The organism is Microbispora sp. NPDC004025 (genome assembly GCF_053604425.1).
Window position 1 is genome coordinate 107,754 of sequence record NZ_JBSGHN010000020.1, and the last position, 17,586, is coordinate 125,339.

At 69.4% G+C, this 17,586-nt stretch carries 20 protein-coding genes and 1 tRNA gene; 12 read left to right on the top strand and 9 right to left on the bottom strand.

Annotation, left to right across the window (positions count from 1 at the left end):
• Position 1: 1 nt before the first annotated feature.
• Together fxsT and ACWEQG_RS35380 are read right to left on the bottom strand one after the other, a co-directional pair.
• Positions 2–3,562 carry an FxSxx-COOH system tetratricopeptide repeat protein gene (gene fxsT, locus ACWEQG_RS35375; RefSeq protein ID WP_452291553.1) on the bottom strand — a complete coding sequence of 1,187 codons (3,561 nt, stop codon included), beginning with the start codon at positions 3,560–3,562 and terminating at the stop codon, positions 2–4.
• 97 nt (positions 3,563–3,659) lie between these two features.
• Positions 3,660–4,064 (bottom strand): hypothetical protein, encoded by a 405-nt coding sequence (locus tag ACWEQG_RS35380; protein ID WP_452291555.1) that lies wholly within the window; start codon positions 4,062–4,064, stop codon positions 3,660–3,662.
• A gap of 283 nt (positions 4,065–4,347) precedes the next feature.
• Between ACWEQG_RS35380 and ACWEQG_RS35385 the strand changes: the two genes are divergently transcribed.
• From ACWEQG_RS35385 to ACWEQG_RS35395, 3 genes are all read left to right on the top strand, one after another.
• A complete protein-coding gene (locus ACWEQG_RS35385; RefSeq protein ID WP_452291557.1) occupies positions 4,348–4,944 on the top strand; it encodes a replication initiator in 597 nt (198 codons plus the stop codon).
• Positions 4,941–5,186: an excisionase family DNA-binding protein gene (locus ACWEQG_RS35390; RefSeq protein ID WP_452291559.1), complete on the top strand. Its 246-nt coding sequence runs from the start codon at positions 4,941–4,943 to the stop codon at positions 5,184–5,186. The genes ACWEQG_RS35385 and ACWEQG_RS35390 overlap by 4 nt, the downstream gene beginning before the upstream one ends.
• 164 nt (positions 5,187–5,350) lie before the next feature.
• Positions 5,351–6,322: a tyrosine-type recombinase/integrase gene (locus ACWEQG_RS35395; RefSeq protein WP_452291560.1), complete on the top strand. Its 972-nt coding sequence runs from the start codon at positions 5,351–5,353 to the stop codon at positions 6,320–6,322.
• A 56-nt stretch (positions 6,323–6,378) separates the two neighbouring features.
• Here ACWEQG_RS35395 and ACWEQG_RS35400 read toward each other — a convergent pair.
• The 6 genes from ACWEQG_RS35400 to ACWEQG_RS35425 all read right to left on the bottom strand — a co-directional run bounded on the left by ACWEQG_RS35400 (position 6,379) and on the right by ACWEQG_RS35425 (position 9,546).
• A tRNA-Ala gene (locus ACWEQG_RS35400) sits at positions 6,379–6,454 on the bottom strand.
• A 142-nt stretch (positions 6,455–6,596) separates the two neighbouring features.
• Positions 6,597–7,313 carry an HAD-IA family hydrolase gene (locus ACWEQG_RS35405; RefSeq protein ID WP_452291562.1) on the bottom strand — a complete coding sequence of 239 codons (717 nt, stop codon included), beginning with the start codon at positions 7,311–7,313 and terminating at the stop codon, positions 6,597–6,599.
• Between the two features lie 39 nt (positions 7,314–7,352).
• Positions 7,353–7,472, bottom strand: a complete 120-nt coding sequence (locus ACWEQG_RS35410; RefSeq protein WP_208802288.1) for a DLW-39 family protein — start codon at positions 7,470–7,472, stop codon at positions 7,353–7,355.
• A gap of 304 nt (positions 7,473–7,776) precedes the next feature.
• On the bottom strand, positions 7,777–8,172 hold the full coding sequence (locus tag ACWEQG_RS35415) for an ATP-binding protein (protein WP_363464299.1): 396 nt from the start codon (positions 8,170–8,172) through the stop codon (positions 7,777–7,779).
• A 142-nt stretch (positions 8,173–8,314) separates the two neighbouring features.
• Positions 8,315–9,220 carry a helix-turn-helix domain-containing protein gene (locus ACWEQG_RS35420; RefSeq protein WP_452291564.1) on the bottom strand — a complete coding sequence of 302 codons (906 nt, stop codon included), beginning with the start codon at positions 9,218–9,220 and terminating at the stop codon, positions 8,315–8,317.
• Positions 9,221–9,309: 89 nt separating this feature from the next.
• Entirely contained in the window at positions 9,310–9,546 is a 237-nt protein-coding gene (locus ACWEQG_RS35425) for a DUF397 domain-containing protein (RefSeq protein ID WP_452291566.1), read from the bottom strand.
• A gap of 116 nt (positions 9,547–9,662) precedes the next feature.
• On the opposite strand from ACWEQG_RS35425, the gene ACWEQG_RS35430 reads away from it, so the two are divergent.
• From ACWEQG_RS35430 to ACWEQG_RS35440, 3 genes are all read left to right on the top strand, one after another.
• Positions 9,663–10,244: an ATP-binding protein gene (locus ACWEQG_RS35430; protein ID WP_452291568.1), complete on the top strand. Its 582-nt coding sequence runs from the start codon at positions 9,663–9,665 to the stop codon at positions 10,242–10,244.
• A 106-nt stretch (positions 10,245–10,350) separates the two neighbouring features.
• Positions 10,351–11,172, top strand: coding sequence for an SAM-dependent methyltransferase (locus tag ACWEQG_RS35435; protein ID WP_363464307.1), 822 nt, complete (start codon positions 10,351–10,353; stop codon positions 11,170–11,172).
• A gap of 194 nt (positions 11,173–11,366) precedes the next feature.
• The gene (locus ACWEQG_RS35440) at positions 11,367–11,681 is read left to right on the top strand and encodes an STAS domain-containing protein (protein WP_452291570.1); all 315 of its coding nucleotides are present in this window, start codon (positions 11,367–11,369) and stop codon (positions 11,679–11,681) included.
• Positions 11,682–11,772: 91 nt separating this feature from the next.
• Here ACWEQG_RS35440 and ACWEQG_RS35445 read toward each other — a convergent pair whose 3' ends face one another.
• Positions 11,773–12,708, bottom strand: a complete 936-nt coding sequence (locus ACWEQG_RS35445; RefSeq protein WP_452291572.1) for an aldo/keto reductase — start codon at positions 12,706–12,708, stop codon at positions 11,773–11,775.
• A gap of 106 nt (positions 12,709–12,814) precedes the next feature.
• Here ACWEQG_RS35445 and ACWEQG_RS35450 point away from each other — a divergent pair, with 106 nt between their 5' ends.
• The 6 genes from ACWEQG_RS35450 to ACWEQG_RS35475 form a co-directional block, all read left to right on the top strand.
• A complete protein-coding gene (locus ACWEQG_RS35450; protein WP_452291573.1) occupies positions 12,815–14,110 on the top strand; it encodes an NUDIX domain-containing protein in 1,296 nt (431 codons plus the stop codon).
• A gap of 117 nt (positions 14,111–14,227) precedes the next feature.
• Complete coding sequence (locus ACWEQG_RS35455; RefSeq protein ID WP_452291575.1) at positions 14,228–14,665, top strand: CBS domain-containing protein; 438 nt, start codon at positions 14,228–14,230, stop codon at positions 14,663–14,665.
• On the top strand, positions 14,662–15,948 hold the full coding sequence (locus ACWEQG_RS35460; protein ID WP_452291577.1) for an ArsB/NhaD family transporter: 1,287 nt from the start codon (positions 14,662–14,664) through the stop codon (positions 15,946–15,948). Before ACWEQG_RS35455 ends, ACWEQG_RS35460 begins: the two co-directional genes overlap by 4 nt.
• A 96-nt stretch (positions 15,949–16,044) precedes the next feature.
• Positions 16,045–16,260, top strand: coding sequence for a heavy-metal-associated domain-containing protein (locus ACWEQG_RS35465; protein WP_452291579.1), 216 nt, complete (start codon positions 16,045–16,047; stop codon positions 16,258–16,260).
• Entirely contained in the window at positions 16,257–17,198 is a 942-nt protein-coding gene (locus ACWEQG_RS35470; protein WP_452291581.1) for a hypothetical protein, read from the top strand. The genes ACWEQG_RS35465 and ACWEQG_RS35470 overlap by 4 nt, the downstream gene beginning before the upstream one ends.
• Positions 17,199–17,224: 26 nt before the next feature.
• On the top strand, positions 17,225–17,586 hold a 362-nt coding region (locus ACWEQG_RS35475; protein ID WP_452291582.1), incomplete at its 3' end, for a cation transporter.

Sequence of the window (17,586 nt, forward strand, 5' to 3'; positions counted from 1 at the left end):
GTCAGCCTGCACCGTGGCAACGTTTGTATTTTCTTCCGGACCCGCATGAACATGGCACATTCCGATCTTGTATCCCATAGGCTCTGCGTGCTGCTTCTTCGCGGATCTCTTCCCGAGCGGCTCTCAGGGCTTGCGCGAGTATGTGGTCGGAGCCGTAGGCGCTCTGTGTGATGGTCAGGGCACGTTCGAGCAGGGGGACGGCTTCACCCGGCCGCCCCAGAGCAGAGAAGCTTCCGGCGAGGTTACCCAGGCAGATGGCGACGTCGGGGTGATCGGGGCCGTAGGCGCTCTCAGTGATGACCAGGGCACGTTCGAGCAAGGGGACGGCTTCACCCGGCCGCCCCAGAGCATGGAAGCTGGCGGCGAGGTTACCCAGGCAGGTGGCGGTGGTGGGGTGGTCGGGGCCGTAGGCGCTCTCGGTGATGGTCAGGGCACGTTCGAGCAAGGGGACGGCTTCACCCGGCCGCCCCAGATCATGGAAGCTGGCGGCGAGGTTACCCAGGCAGGTGGCGGTGGTGGGGTGGTCGGGGCCGTAGGCGCTCTCGGTGATGGTCAGGGCACGTTCGAGCAAGGGGACGGCTTCACCCGGCCGCCCCAGATCATGGAAGCTCACGGCGAGGTTGCCCAGCCGAATGGCGACGTCGGGGTGGTCGGGGCCGTAGGCGCTCTCAGTGATGACCAGGGCACGTTCGAGCAAGGGGACGGCTTCACCCGGCCGCCCCAGATCACGGAAGCTCAGGGCGAGGTTACCCAGGCAGGTGCCGACGTCGGGGTGATCGGGCCCGTAGGCGCTCTCGGTGATAGCCAGGGCACGTTGCTCCAGGGGGGCGGCTTCGCCCAGCCGCCCCAGATCACGGAAGCTGGCGGCGAGGTTACCCAGGCAGATGGCGACGTCGGGGTGATCGGGCCCGTAGGCGCTCTCAGTGATGGTCAGGGCACGTTCGAGCAGGGGTACGGCTTCACCCGGCCGCCCCAGAGCACGGAAGCTCAGGGCGAGGTTACCCAGGCAGGTGCCGACGTCGGGGTGATCGGGCCCGTAGGCGCTCTCAGTGATGACCAGGGCACGTTCGAGCAAGGGGACGGCTTCACCCGGCCGCCCCAGAGCAGAGAAGCTTCCGGCGAGGTTACCCAGGCAGGTGGCGGTGGTGGGATGGTCGGGGCCGTAGGCGCTCTCGGTGATGGTCAGGGCACGTTCGAGCAAGGGGACGGCTTCACCCGGCCGCCCCAGATCATGGAAGCTGGCGGCGAGGTTGCCCAGCCGAATGGCGACGGTGGGGTGGTCGGGGCCGTAGGCGCTCTCGGTGATGGTCAGGGCACGTTCGAGCAAGGGGACGGCTTCGCCCGGCCGCCCCAGATCATGGAAGCTTCCAGCGAGGTTGCCCAGCCGAATGGCGACGTCGGGGTGATCGGGGCCGTAGGCGCTCTCAGTGATGACCAGGGCACGTTCGAGCAAGGGGACGGCTTCGCCCGCCCGCCCTAGAGCACGGAAGCTGCTGGCGAGGTTGCTCAGCCGAATGGCGACGTCGGGGTGATCGGGGCCATAGGCGCTCTCGGTGATGACCAGGGCACGCTGTTCCAGGGGTACGGCTTCGCCCGGCCGCCCCAGAGCAGAAAAGCTGGCGGCGAGGCTGCTTAGGCAGACGGCGACGATGGGGTGGTCGCTGTCGTAGGCGCTCTCGGTGATAGCCAGGGCACGCTGTTCCAGGGGGACGGCTTCGCCCGGCCGCCCCAGAGCAGAAAAGCTTCCGGCGAGGTTACCCAGCCAAATGGCGACGTCGGGGTGATCGGGGCCGTAGGCGCTCTCGGTGATAGCCAGGGCACGCTGTTCCAGGGGGACGGCTTCGCCCGGCCGCCCCAGAGCACGGACGCTCCCAGCGAGGTTACCCAGCCGAGTGGCGACGTCGGGGTGATCGGGGCCGTAGGCGCTCTCGGTGATAGCCAGGGCACGCTGTTCCAGGGGGACGGCTTCACTCGGCCGCCCCAGAGCAGAAAAGCTTCCGGCGAGGTTACCCAGGCAGACGGCGACGATGGGGTGGTCGGGGCCGTAGGCGCTCTCGGTGATGGTCAGGGCACGTTCGAGCAAGGGGACGGCTTCGCCCGGCCGCCCCAGAGCAGAAAAGCTGAGGGCGAGGCTGCCCAGGCAGGCGGCGACAATGGGGTGGTCGCTGTCGTAGGCGCTCTCGGTGATAGCCAGGGCGCGTATGGCGAGATTGAGGGCGCGGTGATGCTGGCCCTGTGTGGAGAGGAAGATCGCGGCTTGGTTGAGGAGTAGGCCGAGGTGGGCCGGCTCGTCGCCTTGCGGGAAGCAAATGGTGAGGGCGTCGATGTGGGGCATGAGATCGCGCCAGATCGCCCAGCCGTGAGTGTTGGTGTCGGGGTCGGGTGGGAGCGCGTGTAGTAGTCCTGTCAGTGCATCAAGGCGGGCGTCGTACCGTTGGGGGCCGTCGGGCAGGGTGTGGCGGATCACGGATTGGAACAGCCGGTGCATGCTGATCGTCACGGCCGCGTCCAACCCGGACCTGGTGATCATGCTGTAGGAGGCCAACGTGGCCAGTTCCTCCGCCCACCTGCTCTCATCCCCGGATCCTTCCGCCGTGGTGACGTCGTCCGGTGGTTGGCTGTCGAGCAGGGTGCGGGGGATGTCGTCGGGGGCGTAGCAGGACAGCATCCGGAGCAGGTGTTCACTGCGCTGTCCGGTTCGCTGGTCGTGCTCGCGGAGCGCGGTGAGGTGGTGGTCCCATAGCGCGCCCATGATCCGTTCGGCGTCCGCTCCGGTTGGGGCGCGGTGGTGGGCCCAGGCGGGGTTGGCGCGTATCTCCGACAGGTAGCGGGCGGGGCTGCACCGTTGCTGGCGCATGTAGGCCCCCGCCTGCTCCAACGCCAGCGGCAAACACCCCAGCTCACTCGCGATCCCCGCCAGCTCTTTGTCACGATCGGAATTGCTGGGCGGCGGTGGTCCGATGAGCTGGCCGAGCAGATCGACCGCGGAACCGTCATCCAGCACCGCCAACGCCAGCGGGGTCAACCCGGGCCAGACGACATCACGGCGGGTGGTGACCACCACATGCCCACCCGACAGCCGATCCAGGCAGCTGCGGACATGGGCCGGGTCCTCGACATTGTCCAACACCACCAGCCACCCCGCATGGGCCTGTAACCAGTCCAGCGCCCAATCGGCCGCCGTGCGCGTGTCACCGATCAGCCCGACCGGGGGATGCAACGCCACCGCCAGCCCGGCCAACCCCAGCTCCAGGTTCTCCGGCGTGTCGGCGGTGATCCACCACGCCACCCCATAGCTCCCCCGGTAGGTATAGGCGTACTGGCGGACCAACTCGGACTTGCCCACCCCGCCCATGCCATACACGACCTGGCGGACCACCACCGGCGCCTCCACCAGCAGCCGACGCAGCCGATCGATCGACTCATCCCGGCCGACAAACTGCTCAGCACGCGGCGCCTCCAGCCGATACAACGGCTCGTCCGGCTTCACCTGCACCTGGCGGGGGGACAACAACGCATCCGGCCCCAGCGAAAGAATCGGCGAGTGATCACCCGTGGTCACCTGACCGGTGATGTCCCGGTCCGCCGCAACCGCCCGGTCCCCAGACGCCGACACTCCCGGCCTGTCGGGTGGCACTGTAGGCCGACCGATGGTCATGTCAGTTTTTGAGGGACCCAGGACCACTGATGGGGGAATGATCGCCGGTGGTGACCGATCCGGAATTATCCCGGCCGATGGCTACCGACCGGGACCCGGAGGCGGTCACGGTGACAGCCGGTCCGACCTCGGCCCGCGCTTGGTCGAGCAGTTCCCGCACCTGCCCGGCCAATTCCGGATCGGCGGCCAGCAGCTTGCCGATATGCACCCGCAGCACCGCTTGAAGATCAGGGTTGTCCGGGTCGGCGGCCAGATCGGCGACCGCCTCGGGGACCTCCTGCTCCTCCTCAGCGACGCCGAATATCCGCTGCAGCAGGGCCCGGCCCCACCCGACCGTCGCGTCGGCGGCCTGTTCGTTGGCCCGGGCCAGCACCGCGCCCCCATAGGCGCTGACCGCCGCCGTCACATACGGCGACACCTCAGCGGCTAGCTGCACCAAGTCCCCACCCATAGCGCCTCGACCCTTCTCATCGGCCAGACGACCCCCGAGCAAGAGCACCCCCATGGCACCCCTCGCCGCCCACGACTCTAACCGCCAACCCAACGCCAATAGGCGCAAAGCGTCAACGTCGATCGACCATCAGTCATCCGACGGCAAGGCCCGAAGGGCCGCGGCAGCCGATCGCCCCAACCACCCACACACCGCACCGAAGTCCGCGATCGTCACGGCCTCAACCCTTCCAACACACATGACTGATGACGTGCGGTTCGAGGGTGACCACCTGCCGATGTGGGAGGACGGGGCCGGCTACCTCGACCCGGCCACGGGGGAAGTCCTGCCGACCTGGGAACAAGCCCTCGGCGACGCTCTCGGCACCGATGACCCTCGCCGGACGGCTCACGCGGAGAGGCTGTTGGAGGCGTTGCGGTTCGAACCGTGCTCGCCGACCTGCCCGAACTGGCTGCGATACGGGGTGCAGCCCAAGGGCGCCAAGCCGGGGATGGCTCCGGGTCGGTGCAAGGGAAAGGCGCACAAGCCTGATCACCTCGGCTACGCGGGGCGGGGCGTCCTCGTGTCCCGGAAGTGGTCGAACAAGACCCTCACGGAGCACAAGCAAAACCGGCGTACCTGGGTCCTGGAAGCGCTCGGCGTCGAAGACGAGCCGGTCGACCCACACCGCTACATCTGGCGACCGGTCAAACCCGGTGACCCCGACCTGGCCCCCATCGGCGTGCGGCTGCTCCGCTCAGTTCACGAACGCCAGCGCTGGCGCAACCACATGAACCAACTCGAAGCCCAGGCAGACGGCAGAGATTTTTCGGCAACTGAAGGGAGGGCCGCGTGACGAACACGCCTTCTCCGACCACGCCACTCCCGCCAGAGGCCCAAGGTCGTCTTCTCCGGGTCGAAGAGGCGGCCGAACGGCTGAACACCTCTGTTCGCTTTCCTCGTCGGCTGATCGCCGAACGTCGTATCTTCTTCGTCCGCGTCGGCCGGAGCGTTCGCATTCCCGAAGCCGCTCTCGAAGCGTTCATTGCCGCCGGGCTCGTCGAGCCGGTCAAAGCGCCGAAGGGACGGGCGGCCTGATGGCGAACAGAGATGGTCACCGGCGTTTCGGCAATATTCGCAAGCTTCCGTCCGGCCGCTTTCAGATTCGCTATCCCGGCCCCGATGGTCGCATCCACACGGGTTCCACCACCTACGCGACCAAGACGGACGCCGACCGTGCGCTCACGCTGATTGAAGCGCAGATGATCTCGGGAGAATGGACGGACCCCGATCGCGGCAAAGTCCTGCTCGGCGACTATGCCCGCACCTGGATCAAGGAACGTCCCGGCCTGCGGCCCAAGACAGTCGAGCTTTACACCTGGCTCCTTGAACGGCACATCGTTCCCGGCCTCGGCGAGGTGCCGGTCGGCAAACTCACCACAGCGCTTGTCCGCTCGTGGCGTGCCGCCCTCATAGACAAAGGCGTCTCGGTGTCCACGGCCGCCAAGGCGTACCGGCTCCTGCGGGCCGTGCTGATGACGGCCGTCGAAGAGGACAAGCTGATCAGCCGTAACCCTTGCCGCATCAAGGGCGCGGACAACGAGCAGACGCCAGAGCGGCCCATTCTCACCGTCGCCCAGGTCTTCGAGCTGGCCGACCGGATGGCCGACCGTCGATTCCGTGCGCTGATCCTTCTCGCCACCTTCGCGAGCCTGCGTTGGGGCGAGGCGATCGCGCTGCGGCGCTCGGACATCGACCTCCAGGCGCGGACGGTCCGCGTGCGGGAACAGCTCATCGAGCTGGACGGAGGAGACATGGTGCTCGCTCCGCCCAAGTCGCGGGCCGGCAAGCGCACAGTCAGCATCCCCTCGGCCATCGTCCCGGCGCTCGTCGACCACCTCGACCAGTTCACGGGCACGGGCGAGGACGCGTTCGTCTTCCTCGGCAAGCGCGGTGCGTTCCTCCGCGGTGGCAACTTCCGGCGGGAGGCCAAGTGGGCGGAAGCGCTCAAGGAGATGGGCGTCAAGGGCCTGCACTTCCACGACCTACGGCACACCGGGAACACGCTCGCCGCTCAGTCGGGCGCGAGCCTCGCCGACCTCAAGGCCCGGATGGGCCACGACAGCGACCGGGCCGCGCTCATCTACCAACACGCGACCCGCGACGCCGACCGGAAGATCGCCGACGCGCTGAGCGCGCGAGTCGAGGCGGAGCGCGATGCCGACAAGAGCTAATGGCACGTTAATGGCACGAACGCCGCTTCCCATGATCGGAGAAGCGGCGTTTTGGCTGGTGGAGCCTAGGGGATTCGAACCCCTGACTTCCTGCTTGCAAAGCAGGCGCTCTGCCAGCTGAGCTAAGGCCCCGTGGCGGTGCGAACCGCGTAAACGCGCAGATCCACAGGCCGCCGGTGCGTACACCGTAGCAACAGCCCGCACCCGAGCGCCACTTGATACCACCCCGTGCCATCTCGGCGCCGGAGAAAATCCTTCTGGAGCGAGCCGGTGATCAGGGGGCCGAGGTGGCCACCGGCGACGCGCCGACCTCGCTGCCGAGGACGAGCCCGGGGAAGTCGGCGATGGAGTCGATGATGTGGGTGGCGCCGCCGCCGAGGAGACGCTCCTTGCTGTGCACGCCGGTGAGCACTCCGGCGACGACCGAGGCGCCCGCACGCCGGCCGCACAGCATGTCGCTCTCGGAGTCGCCCACCACGGCCACCTGCCGTACGTCGTCGATGCCGGAGCGCAGGACGGCGGTGAGCACCATGTCCGGGTACGGACGGCCCCGTCCGGCGTCCTCGGGGCACAGCGCGAGGTCCAGCATGTCGACCCAGGCGAGGGTGCTCAGCACCCGCCCCAGGGTCGCGCGGCTGAATCCGGTGATCAGGGCGACCTTCAGGCCGGCGTCGCGCAGCTTCGCGACGGCCTCGACCGCCCCCGGCAGCGGCACGAGACCGGTCCTCTCGATGGCTCCTTCGTAGGAACGCTCGAAGGTCAGGTTCGCGGCCTGCGCCTGGGCTTCGTTGCCGGGGAAGATGCCCCGGAAGACTTCGATCTTGGGACATCCCCGGGACCTGTGCACATGCACCATGGCACGGGCATAGGCGCTGGTCCCGGGGACGATGCCCTGCGTGGCGATCGCCTCGGCGAACGCCCGTTCCACCATGTCGATGTCACCGATCGTGGTCCCGGCCAAGTCAAGACAGGCCAGCTTCACGGGGGTCATTCCCGCACCTCTGCCACGATCAAGCACCATCCCTGGTGGTCAGTTCTCGCTGCCGGTGGCCTCAGTCCACAGATCGAGCTCCGCACGGTCGGCCTGCACCTTGCGCCAGACCAGGAGCCCGCCGACGGCGACCAGAGCGAGAACAAGCAGCTTCTTCACGGTGTGACCCCACTTCTCGACGGTCTCACCTGCCGGGTGAGACAACGCCCGGTTCTACGGTTCCCTGCAGCCTAGCAAGGTCTCGGCGTCCGACCCGGATCGCCCGAAATTTCGGTGAACCAAATTCGTGATTACGGCTCGCCCGTCCGATCTGGCGTCCGACCCTGACGACAGAGTGACGTGATCAGAAGTGCCCAGCTCGCAGCGGCGTTAACCCTGAGGGAGGAGGGCCTGGGGAGAAGAGGGGGAGCCTGGTTTCGGTCAGGCGGTCCGTGCTCCGCTCTCAGCGGAAGCCGAACGTCGGTCAGGGAAGCGCCACACTGAGACGGATCGTCGTACCATCGGCCCCCGTACGCACGACGCGATCGGCCAGGCGGTTCATGAGCCACAGCCCGCGTCCCCCGAAGTCGAACCGCGTCGCCGGCTCCTCCCGCTCCAGCACCTCGTCGGGAATGCCGGGGCCCTTGTCGGTGATCTCGCACACCAGCATCCCCGTCTCACGCCACATGGCGATCCCCCTGGGCGGCGAGCCGTACCGGACGGCGTTGGTGACCGCCTCGTGCACCGCGAGCACGTAGTCCTCCAGGGTCACGCCTTCGAGCCCGGCCTCCTGGGCCGAAACCATGACGAGGTGCCGCACCCTGGTGACCGAACTTCGGTCGAACTCCAGGCTGAGCAGGCTGCCCGCCAAGGTTCTCACCGCCCTCCTGCTTGCCCCACAGTGTGGTAGTACTCCATTTACCGCCCACGCGCACCTGACACGTATTTTCGGGTACGGCTTGCGCCACCGTCTCCTGCGGGCGTGCGACAGCGGAGGTCACCCACGGGACGCTAGCGCATGGTCACAACTCCGTCATGAGCTGTCGCAGCATCCGGGCGGTCTCCGAGGCCGGCCTGGCCTGGATGCACAGGCGTTCCATGACTGCGAGGTAGCGGTCGATGTCCTCTCGTTTCTCCAGGTAGATGGCACTGGTGAGCTGTTCGAGGTAGACGACGTCGGGCAGGCCGACCCCCGCGAAGCGCAAAATGCTGAACGGTCCTCCCGCGGCCGCGTGCCCGCCCGCGCTGAACGGGACGATTTGGAGCGTTACACGCGGCAGCGAGATCATCTCGAGCAGATGCTCGATCTGGCCCCGCATCACCTCCGCTCCTCCCACCGGACGGCGCAGCACGGCCTCGTCGATCACCGCCCACAGCAGGGGCGGATCCGGCCGGACCAGCACCTCCTGCCGGTCCATCCGCAGCCGGACGCGGCGCTCGACCTCCTCGTCCGAGGCGTCCGGGTGACCGAGCCGCACCACGGCCTCCGCGTATCCCGGGGACTGCAGCAGACCCGGCACGAACTGCACCTCGTAGCAGCGGATCGTGCTCGCGGCCTGCTCCAGGCCGACGTACGCCTCGAACCAGGAGGGCAGCACGTCGTCGTACTTGTGCCACCAGCCGGGGGCGTTGGCCTGGGCGACCAGCGAGAGCAGCGCCTCCCGCTCGGTCTCGTCGGTGACGCCGTACAGGGTGAGGAGGTCGGCGACGTCGCGGCGGCGGAACCCGACCCGCCCGAGTTCCATCCGGCTGATCTTCGAGTGGGAGGCGCGGATGGCGTTGCCGGCCTCTTCCAGACGGATGTGCCTGCTCTCGCGGAGCCGTCGCAGTTGCGTGCCGAGCAGGATGCGCAGGACGGTCGGGCTGCGGCGTGATCGTGACGCCAGGTCGAGCGGGTGAGGCACACCCTCCGCAGGGGCCGCAGTCATATGGGGTCCTTTGAGGTGCACCGGTGTTTACGCCACGTTCACGATACTCGTCACATCGGTCCGCGCAAGTAGCGAGATCATTTCTCCACTCAGCCGAGGAGGTCGTCGAATTCGCCCTCCTTGACGGAGCGGATGAATGCCGCCATGTCCTGCGGGGGCACGATAAGCGCCGGACCGGACGGGTGCCGGGAGTTGCGCAGGGCCACCCGGCCGTCGGGCAGCGCGGCGATCTCGACGCAGTTGCCACTCGGATTGCTGTGCCGGCTCTTGCGCCAGGCCTGCTGCCCCAGGTGAGATGAGGGCATTCCGTTGTAGATCACGGACATGGGGCGCCTCGTTTCGCAATCCGACCGAACCACAACTTTCGTGCGTTTGCACGTGCATCTGTACTTGCACACGAGCATCAATGGGAGCAGTATGACTTACTGAGTCATCCCGCCACATGGTCGACATCAACCTCATAAGGCTCTCAATGACTGGTTATCGGACAGACCGTGCTTCCCTTGCAGAAGCCGATAGCGTTGCCCGGGATCCCTGGCTTGGCACGCTTGAGCAGGTCTTTCCCGATGACAAGCGCTGGCCCTGGACCGGTGGCGAGGAGCCGTGCGGCGTCCCCCAGGTTGCGGTGCACGAGTTCCACCGGGAGAGCCTCGCGGCGCGCACCGCGCGGCACTTCACGACCAGCGTGTTGCAGACCTGGGCCATGGAGGACGTCGCCGACGACGCCGCGCTCGCGGTCTGCGAACTGGTCACCAACGCGCTACGGCACGGCCTGCGGCATCAGGCCATCCACCCCTTGCCGGTGCGCCTGCTGATGTTCCGATCGTCGCGTGCGCTGCTGTGCATGGTCACCGACCCCAGCAACGACGCGCCGGTGCTGCGTGAGCCCGACTACGTGGCCGAGAGCGGACGCGGCCTGCAGGTCGTCGCCGGGGTCAGCCGCATGTGGGGCTGGGCGCGGCTACGCCCTGTGGGCAAGGCCGTATGGGCCGGTTTCACCGCCGAAGTCACCGGCTATCGCTGATCACGCCGCAGGCGCACCCCGGACTCGGATCGGATAACACGTACTGATCCTCACTTAGGCCCATCTTGCACCGGTACTATCGGTCATCAGGGCTGAACGGAGGATCATGCCGGGTATCTCCCCGGTCGAGCCTGTGGGTTTCGACCCGTCCGTCCCGAACGAGGCCCGGGTCTACGACTACTGGCTCGGCGGGAAGGACAATTTCGCCGCGGACCGCGAGGCCGCCGAGGCGGCACTGCTGATCGCGCCCGAGTTGCCCCTGATGTGCCGCGAAGGACGCAAGTTCCTCCGCAGGACCGTACGGTTCCTGGCCGGCGCCGGAATCCGCCAGTTCGTCGACATCGGCTGCGGCCTGCCGACTCAGGGCAACGTGCACGAGATCGCACGCGGGTGCGCCCCCGACGCCCGCGTGGTCTACGTCGACAAAGATCCGGTCGTGGTCAACCACGGGCAGGCGCTGGTGGAGGAGGACGAGCGCGTCGTGGTGATCCGCGGCGACGTACGCGACCCCGACTCGATCCTCACGCATCCGCGGCTACGGGCGCTGGTGAACCTCGACGAGCCCGTGGGCGTGCTGCTCGTCTCGGTCCTGGCGGCGATCAACGACGACGACCTGACGAGGGCCATCACCGCCCGCCTGCGTGAGGCGATCGCACCCGGCAGCTACATGGTCATCAGCCACGCGATCTCCGACCTGCGCCCGGAGGTGACCGGCAAACTGGCCCTGCTGTTCGCAAGCGAATGGGCGGTCAAGGACGACGGCCGCCTGCGGCTGCCCACCCAGGACGAGATCCTGCCGTTGTTCGGCGATCTGGAGATGGTGGAGCCCGGCCTGGTCCAGGTGCCCGAATGGCGGCCGGAGCCGGACGAGCTGCGGCCGCCGAAGGACACGGTCTGGGCGGTCGGCGGCGTGGGCCGCAAGCGATGATCGTCGACTTTCGTTGAATATTAACTGGCCAACCATTGACAGATGCGCTGTCGGACGGCAACGCTCAGTGAGTATTTCCGCCTTCAGCGAGGAGGTGGGACCGTGATGACAATCACCGTGTCCTGCTCCGCAATACCGCGCCCGGGACGGGCGCGCACCGCTCTACGCACCGGTGCGCCGTGCCGGCGCGTCTCGTGAATCCACCCGGCGGTCACCGCGGCGTTCTCTACACGGACACCTACCTCAGCGTCAGGTGGTCCTCCGCGGACTCGTCCGTGATCGTGGAGGGCGAGGTCGACGTCTCCAACAGCGCAGCCCTGGCGACCGCGCTCGCCGAGGCGAGGAGCGAGCGCGGCGAGATCACCATCGACGCGGGCGCCCTGCGGTTCGTCGACCTGGCCGGGCTGCGGGCCCTGCTGACTCCCGGGTCCCCCCTGGCGGGCAGCGCCGTACGGCTGCGCAACGTGCCGCCCTACCTGCGCCGCCTCATGGCGATGCTCGACGACTGACGGCCCCGCCCGGGCCCCCGTCTAGACCTTGGGGTCTGGGGGCCCGGGCGAGCAGCGGCCGCGCCGGCGTCTCCGGCCGGCCACGCCCCGGTCAGCGCGCGATGTCGTTCAGCTCCTTCAACGCCGCCTCGTCGGGCCGCCACGCCGCCGCCGCGACGTTGGCCTTGATCTGCTCGGGCCGGGTCGCCCCCGCGATCACCGAGGAGACCGCGGGCTGCGCGAGCAGGCCGCCGATAGCGACGTCGAGGAGGGTGACCCCCTGCCGGTCGGCGAACTCCCGCAGCCGCTCCACCACCGCGAACCGCGCGTCGGTCAGGTACTGCGGCCGGTCCACGAGGCGGGTGCCGGCCGGCGGCTCCTCCCCGCGCCGGTACTTGCCGGTGAGCAGGCCGTTGGCCAGCGGGAAGTACGGCAGCAGGCCGATGCCGTGGTGCAGCAGCGCCGGGACCAGCTCCCGTTCCACGCCCCGGTCGAGCAGGCTGTACTCGTTCTGCGCGCTCACGAAGCGCTCGAAGCCTCCGGTGCGGGCGAGCCAGTCCGCGTCGGTGACCTGCCAGGACGCGAAGTTGGACGAGCCCGCGTAGCGGACCTTGCCCTCCCGCACCAGGTCGGTCAGGACCGACAGGGTCTCCTCGACCGGCGTGGAGGGGTCGGGGAAGTGCAGCTGGTAGAGGTCGATCCAGTCGGTCTTGAGGCGGCGCAGCGACCGCTCGACCGCCAGGCGGACGTACCGCCGCGAGGCCCGCGCGCCCCAGTCGGGCCCGTTGGCGCCGTGCACGTCCCCGCCGAACTTGGTGGCGAGGACGACCTGGTCACGCCGCCCCTTCAGGACCTCGCCCAGCAGCGTCTCCGACTCTCCGTAGGTGTCGGCCGTGTCGATCAGCGTGACGCCGGCGTCGAGCGCCGCGTCGACCACGGCGCGGGTCGCGTCGAGGTCGAGCCTGCGGCCGAAGTTGTTGCCGCCGAGGCCCAGAGCCGAGACGACGAGTCCCGAGTCCCCCAGCCGCCGGTAGGTCATTTCCGTCATCGCGCAACATCCCTTCTTCACGGAGCCCTCCGCGGAGAGCTCTCCTCACCGTATTTCGGCCCCTTCCGGCAGCGGACGCCGGACCGTCCGCGAGAGGATTCCGGGCATGACCTCCGTACGGCACGGCGTCCGGGCCATCCTGTTCGACGGTGACGACATCGTCCTTTTCCGCCGGGTACGACCGGAGCGCGAGCCGTACTGGGTCACGCCGGGCGGCGGGGTGGAGCCGTCCGACGCCTCACCGGAGGCAGCGCTGCGCCGCGAGCTCGACGAGGAGCTCGGGGCGACGGCGGGGCCTGCGCTGCACGTGTTCACCCTCGCAGAGCCCGGCCGTCTGAGCACGGTCTTCGCCTGCCGGCTCGTGTCGCTCGACCTGTCGCGCCGCAGCGGCCCCGAGTTCCTGGAGCCGGACATCGGCCTGCACGAGGTGCGGCGCGTACGCCCGGAGACGGCGCGTGGCCTGAACATGGTGCCGCCCGAACTGGGGGAGTTCATCTCCGCGAACGCCGCGGCCCTGCCCGCGCTGCTCGACGCCGCGACGTACGCCCCGGGCCGCTACCGGCCGGTCGTCGACGTGCATCTGGTGCTCACGGACGGCGGGAAGGTGCTGCTCGGCCGCCGTGAGGGCACCGGTTACGCCGACGGGGAGTGGCAGATCATGCCGTCCGGACACCTGGAGGAGGGGGAGTCCGTGGTGGACACCGCCGTCCGGGAGGCCCGCGAGGAGCTCGGCGTCGAGGTGGACGGCTGCGAGGTGGTGCACGTCATGCATCATCGCAACGCGGGCGGGACGGCCCGCATCGGCATGTTCCTCGTGGCGCGCTCGATCACCGGCACGCCGGTCAACGCCGAGCCGCACAAGTGCGCCGAACTGGGCTGGTTTCCGCTGGACCGGCTGCCCGAGCGGACCGTGCCGTACGCGCGGGCGGGCGTCGAGGCCGTGCGGCGGGCGCTCGCCGCGCCGCTCGATGCCGGGTCGCCGGTCTTCTCCCTGCACGGCTGGGAGGTCCCCGGCGGCGCCGATCTGGCGGCCGAGGCCGTGCGCGCCGGGTTCGAGGAGGTCACGGTCTGCCTGGTCGCCCGGGTCGACGGCGCGGTCCTCGTGCGGTCCGACGACGAGACCGACCGCCTGCCCGCCACCGTCGTCCGGCCGGGCGAGCCGGTGGAGGCGGCACTGGCGCGGCTCGGCTCGGTGGGCGAAGTGACCTTCGCCGGCGCGGACGACTACGTCTCGGCCCGGGGACGCGCCGGCCGCCGTCTCGCCTTCTCCGCCCGGCTGGCGGAGGCGCCCGAGGGCATGGTCCCGCTGCCGGCCGGGTCGCTCGGCCGCCTGCCGTACGCGGAGGGGGTATACGTCCGCCGCGCGTCGCCGGGGCTTTTGTACGGCTTGCCGGGCAGATAGCCTGTTCCGGGGTGTGCCGGGAAGTCTGGTCGGCGAAGGGTCCCCCATACCCGGGGGCCGTACCGGCGACCGGAAGGCTGACGTGAGCACACCCACACGCGGCGGGCAGGTGAGGTCATGCGTGCCCGGGATCTCGTAGTGCCGTTCCCCACCGTGGGACTCGACTCCCCCGTGGCCGAGGCCGCGCGCCTCATGGCCGAACGCGAACTGCCCGGGCTGATCGTGCTGGACGAGCGCGGCGCGCCGGTGTCGATCCTGCCGGGCACGCAGGTGCTGCGCCTGGCCGTGCCCGCGTACTGCCAGGACGACCCCGCACTGGCCCGGGTGATCGACGAGGCGCATGCCGACGCGTTCGTCCGCGCGCTGGGCGGCCGCACGGTCCGCCAGGCGCTGCCGGAACGCCCGCGCGAGCTTCCGGTGACCGACCCGGACGCCACGCTCCTGGAGGTCGGGGCGCTGATGGCGCGCACTCGCAGCCCTCTGGTCGCCGTGCTGGACGGCGGCCGCCTGCTGGGCGCGGTCACGCTCTCCGCGCTGCTCAAGCGGCTCACATGACGCTGACCGCTTGGGTGGCGGCGGCCGTCTTCGTCGCCACGTACGTCCTGATCGCCAGCGAGAAGGTCCACCGGGTCAAGGCCGCCCTGGGCGGCGCCGCGATCATGCTGCTGGTCCACGCGACCGCGGCCGGCTCCGCCTTCTTCTCGCAGGAGTCCGGCGTGGACTGGAACGTCGTCTTCCTGCTGCTGGGCATGATGATCATCGTCGGCGTGCTGCGGCAGACCGGCGTGTTCGAATACCTCGCCATCTGGGCCGCCAAGCGCGCCAGGGGCCGGCCGTTCCGGCTCATGGCGCTGCTCCTGGTGATCACGGCCCTGGCGTCGGCGCTGCTGGACAACGTCACGACCGTGCTGCTGATCGCGCCGGTCACGTTCCTCGTCTGCGAGCGCCTCGCGCTGCCGGTCGCGCCGTTCCTGATCGCCGAGGCGATGGCGTCCAACATCGGCGGCACGGCGACCCTCGTCGGCGACCCGCCGAACATCATCATCGCCTCCCGCGCCGGGCTGACCTTCAACGATTTCCTCGTCCACCTCGCGCCACTGGTGATCGTGCTGACGGCGGTCTTCATCGGGCTGTGCCGGCTGCTGTTCCGCAAGGCGTTCCGGTACGACCCCGAGCGGGCGGTCGAGATCATGCAGCTGGACGAGCGGGCGGCCATCCAGGACAAGGTCATGCTGGTGCAGAGCCTGTCCGTGCTCGGCGTGGTCATCGCGGCGTTCGTGCTGCATCCGGTGCTGCACTACGAGCCGTCGGTCGTGGCGCTGCTCGGGGCGGGACTGCTCGTGCTGGTCACCAAGATCACCACCGACGACGCCCTGCGCGAGGTGGAGTGGCCGACGCTGGTGTTCTTCGCCGGGCTGTTCGTGATGGTCGGCGCGCTCGTGGAGACCGGTGTCATCACCCGGGTCTCGCAGGCCGCGGCGGAGGCGACGGCCGGGCGGCTCGACGTGACCGCGATGGTCCTGCTCTGGGCGTCGGCCGGGCTGTCCGCGATCGTCGACAACATCCCCTACGTCGCCACCATGAGCCCCATCGTGGCCGATCTCGCGCAGCAGGTGCCCGGCGACCACGACGTCCTGTGGTGGGCGCTCGCCCTCGGCGCGGACCTCGGCGGCAACGCCACCGCCGTGGGCGCCTCCGCCAACGTCGTCATCCTCGGCATCGCCGAGCGCAACGGCGCGCGGATCAGCTTCTGGCAGTTCACCAAATACGGCCTGGTGGTCACCCTCGTCACGGTGGCCCTCTGCGTGCCGTACCTCTGGCTGCGCTACCTCCTCTAGACCGGTGGGCCCCTCGATAGGGGGCCCCCGACTTGACGCGGTAATACCATAGGGGGGTATGGTGTCGACGTCCCTGAGGAACGAGTTACCGGAGTGATGACCATGACCAGCGCCTACACCGTCACCGGCATGACCTGCGGCCACTGCGTCAGCTCGGTCAGCGAGGAGGTCGGCGCCGTCACCGGCGTCACCGACGTCACGGTGGACTTCGCCTCCGGGCTGCTGACGGTCGAGACCGACGGCAGGGCCGACGACGCGGCCATCGTGGCGGCCGTCCGCGAGGCCGGATACGACGTGGCGGGTGTCTCGTGAACACCCCGGCCCGGCTCGGCGCGTACGCCGCGGGCCTCGGCGTGATCTTCCTGGCGGCCCTGGGGGCGGGGACCGCGCTCGGCGCCGGCGAGCCCCCGCGCGCGGAGCCGCGGCCCGTCCACGGTCACCCGAAGCCCGCGGCCGCTCCCGCGCACACGGACGCCGGTCACGCGCACACCGACTCCGGTCACGCGCACACCGACGCCGAGGACGCCGCCACCACGGTGCCGGCGGGTCTGCAGATCTCCCAGGACGGCTACACGCTGGTCCCGCGGACCACGACGCTCCTGCCGGGCAAGGCCGCCGACTTCCGCTTCACCGTCACCGGGCCCGACGGCGCGCCGGTGACGCGTTACCAGGTGAAGCACGACAAGAAGCTGCACTTCATCGTGGTCTCCCGGGACCTCGGCGGCTTCTGGCACCTGCACCCGGAGGAGGCCGGCGACGGGGTCTGGACGGTCCGGCTCACTTTGCCGGCCGCCGGGACCTACCGCGCGTACGCCGACTTCGCGCCCGAGGGCGGGCCGGACCTGACGCTCGGCGCCGACCTGAACGTCCCGGGCGCCTTCGAGCCCCGGCCGCTGTCGGCGCCGGATCGTACGGCGCGGGTGGACGGATACACGGTCACGCTGGCGGGCGACCTCACGCCCGGCCGGGTGAGTAAGCTCGTGTTCACGGTGAGCAAGGACGGCACGCCGGTCGGCGACCTCGAACCCTACTTGGGCGCCTACGGGCACCTCGTCGCGATCCGCACGGGCGACCTGGCCTACCTGCACGTGCACCCCGAGGAGGGCGCGGCCGCGGCGGCCGGGGTGGCCTTCGCCGCGTCGGCGCCGAGCGGCGGCGACTACCGCCTGTTCCTCGACTTCAAGCACGAGGGAATCGTCCGCACGGCCGCCTTCACGGTTCACGCGGAAACGGCCGGGCACAGCCGTTGACGGCACGACGCGAGAAAGGAGTGGTGATGCCGGCGACAACCGGTGACCGGCCGACGGGCGCGGTCGAGCTTTCGATCGGCGGCATGACCTGCGCGTCGTGCGCCAACAGGATCGAGCGCAAGCTCAACAAGCTGGACGGTGTGACCGCGACGGTCAACTACGCCACGGAGAAGGCCAAGGTGACCTTCCCCACCGATCTGGACCCCCACCTGCTTGTGGCGGAGGTGGAGAAGGCCGGATACACGGCCAGGCTGCCCGAGCCGCCGAAACCGGAGCAGGCGCCCGGGGAACCGCAGGACGAGCTTGCTCCCCTGCGGACCCGCCTTCTGGTGTCCGTCGTGCTCGCCGTCCCGGTGATCGCGCTGGCGATGATCCCCGCCCTGCAGTT

Coding starts and splice junctions, on each gene's coding strand:
- ACWEQG_RS35430 (WP_452291568.1), top strand. CDS start 9,663: ATGGTCGACATCAACCTCATAAGGCTCTCAATGACTGGTTATCGGACA.
- ACWEQG_RS35445 (WP_452291572.1), bottom strand. CDS start 12,708: ATGACGGAAATGACCTACCGGCGGCTGGGGGACTCGGGACTCGTCGTC.
- ACWEQG_RS35435 (WP_363464307.1), top strand. CDS start 10,351: ATGCCGGGTATCTCCCCGGTCGAGCCTGTGGGTTTCGACCCGTCCGTC.
- ACWEQG_RS35465 (WP_452291579.1), top strand. CDS start 16,045: ATGACCATGACCAGCGCCTACACCGTCACCGGCATGACCTGCGGCCAC.
- ACWEQG_RS35385 (WP_452291557.1), top strand. CDS start 4,348: ATGACTGATGACGTGCGGTTCGAGGGTGACCACCTGCCGATGTGGGAG.
- ACWEQG_RS35425 (WP_452291566.1), bottom strand. CDS start 9,546: ATGTCCGTGATCTACAACGGAATGCCCTCATCTCACCTGGGGCAGCAG.
- ACWEQG_RS35460 (WP_452291577.1), top strand. CDS start 14,662: ATGACGCTGACCGCTTGGGTGGCGGCGGCCGTCTTCGTCGCCACGTAC.
- ACWEQG_RS35420 (WP_452291564.1), bottom strand. CDS start 9,220: ATGACTGCGGCCCCTGCGGAGGGTGTGCCTCACCCGCTCGACCTGGCG.
- ACWEQG_RS35455 (WP_452291575.1), top strand. CDS start 14,228: ATGCGTGCCCGGGATCTCGTAGTGCCGTTCCCCACCGTGGGACTCGAC.
- ACWEQG_RS35450 (WP_452291573.1), top strand. CDS start 12,815: ATGACCTCCGTACGGCACGGCGTCCGGGCCATCCTGTTCGACGGTGAC.
- ACWEQG_RS35395 (WP_452291560.1), top strand. CDS start 5,351: ATGATCTCGGGAGAATGGACGGACCCCGATCGCGGCAAAGTCCTGCTC.
- ACWEQG_RS35405 (WP_452291562.1), bottom strand. CDS start 7,313: ATGACCCCCGTGAAGCTGGCCTGTCTTGACTTGGCCGGGACCACGATC.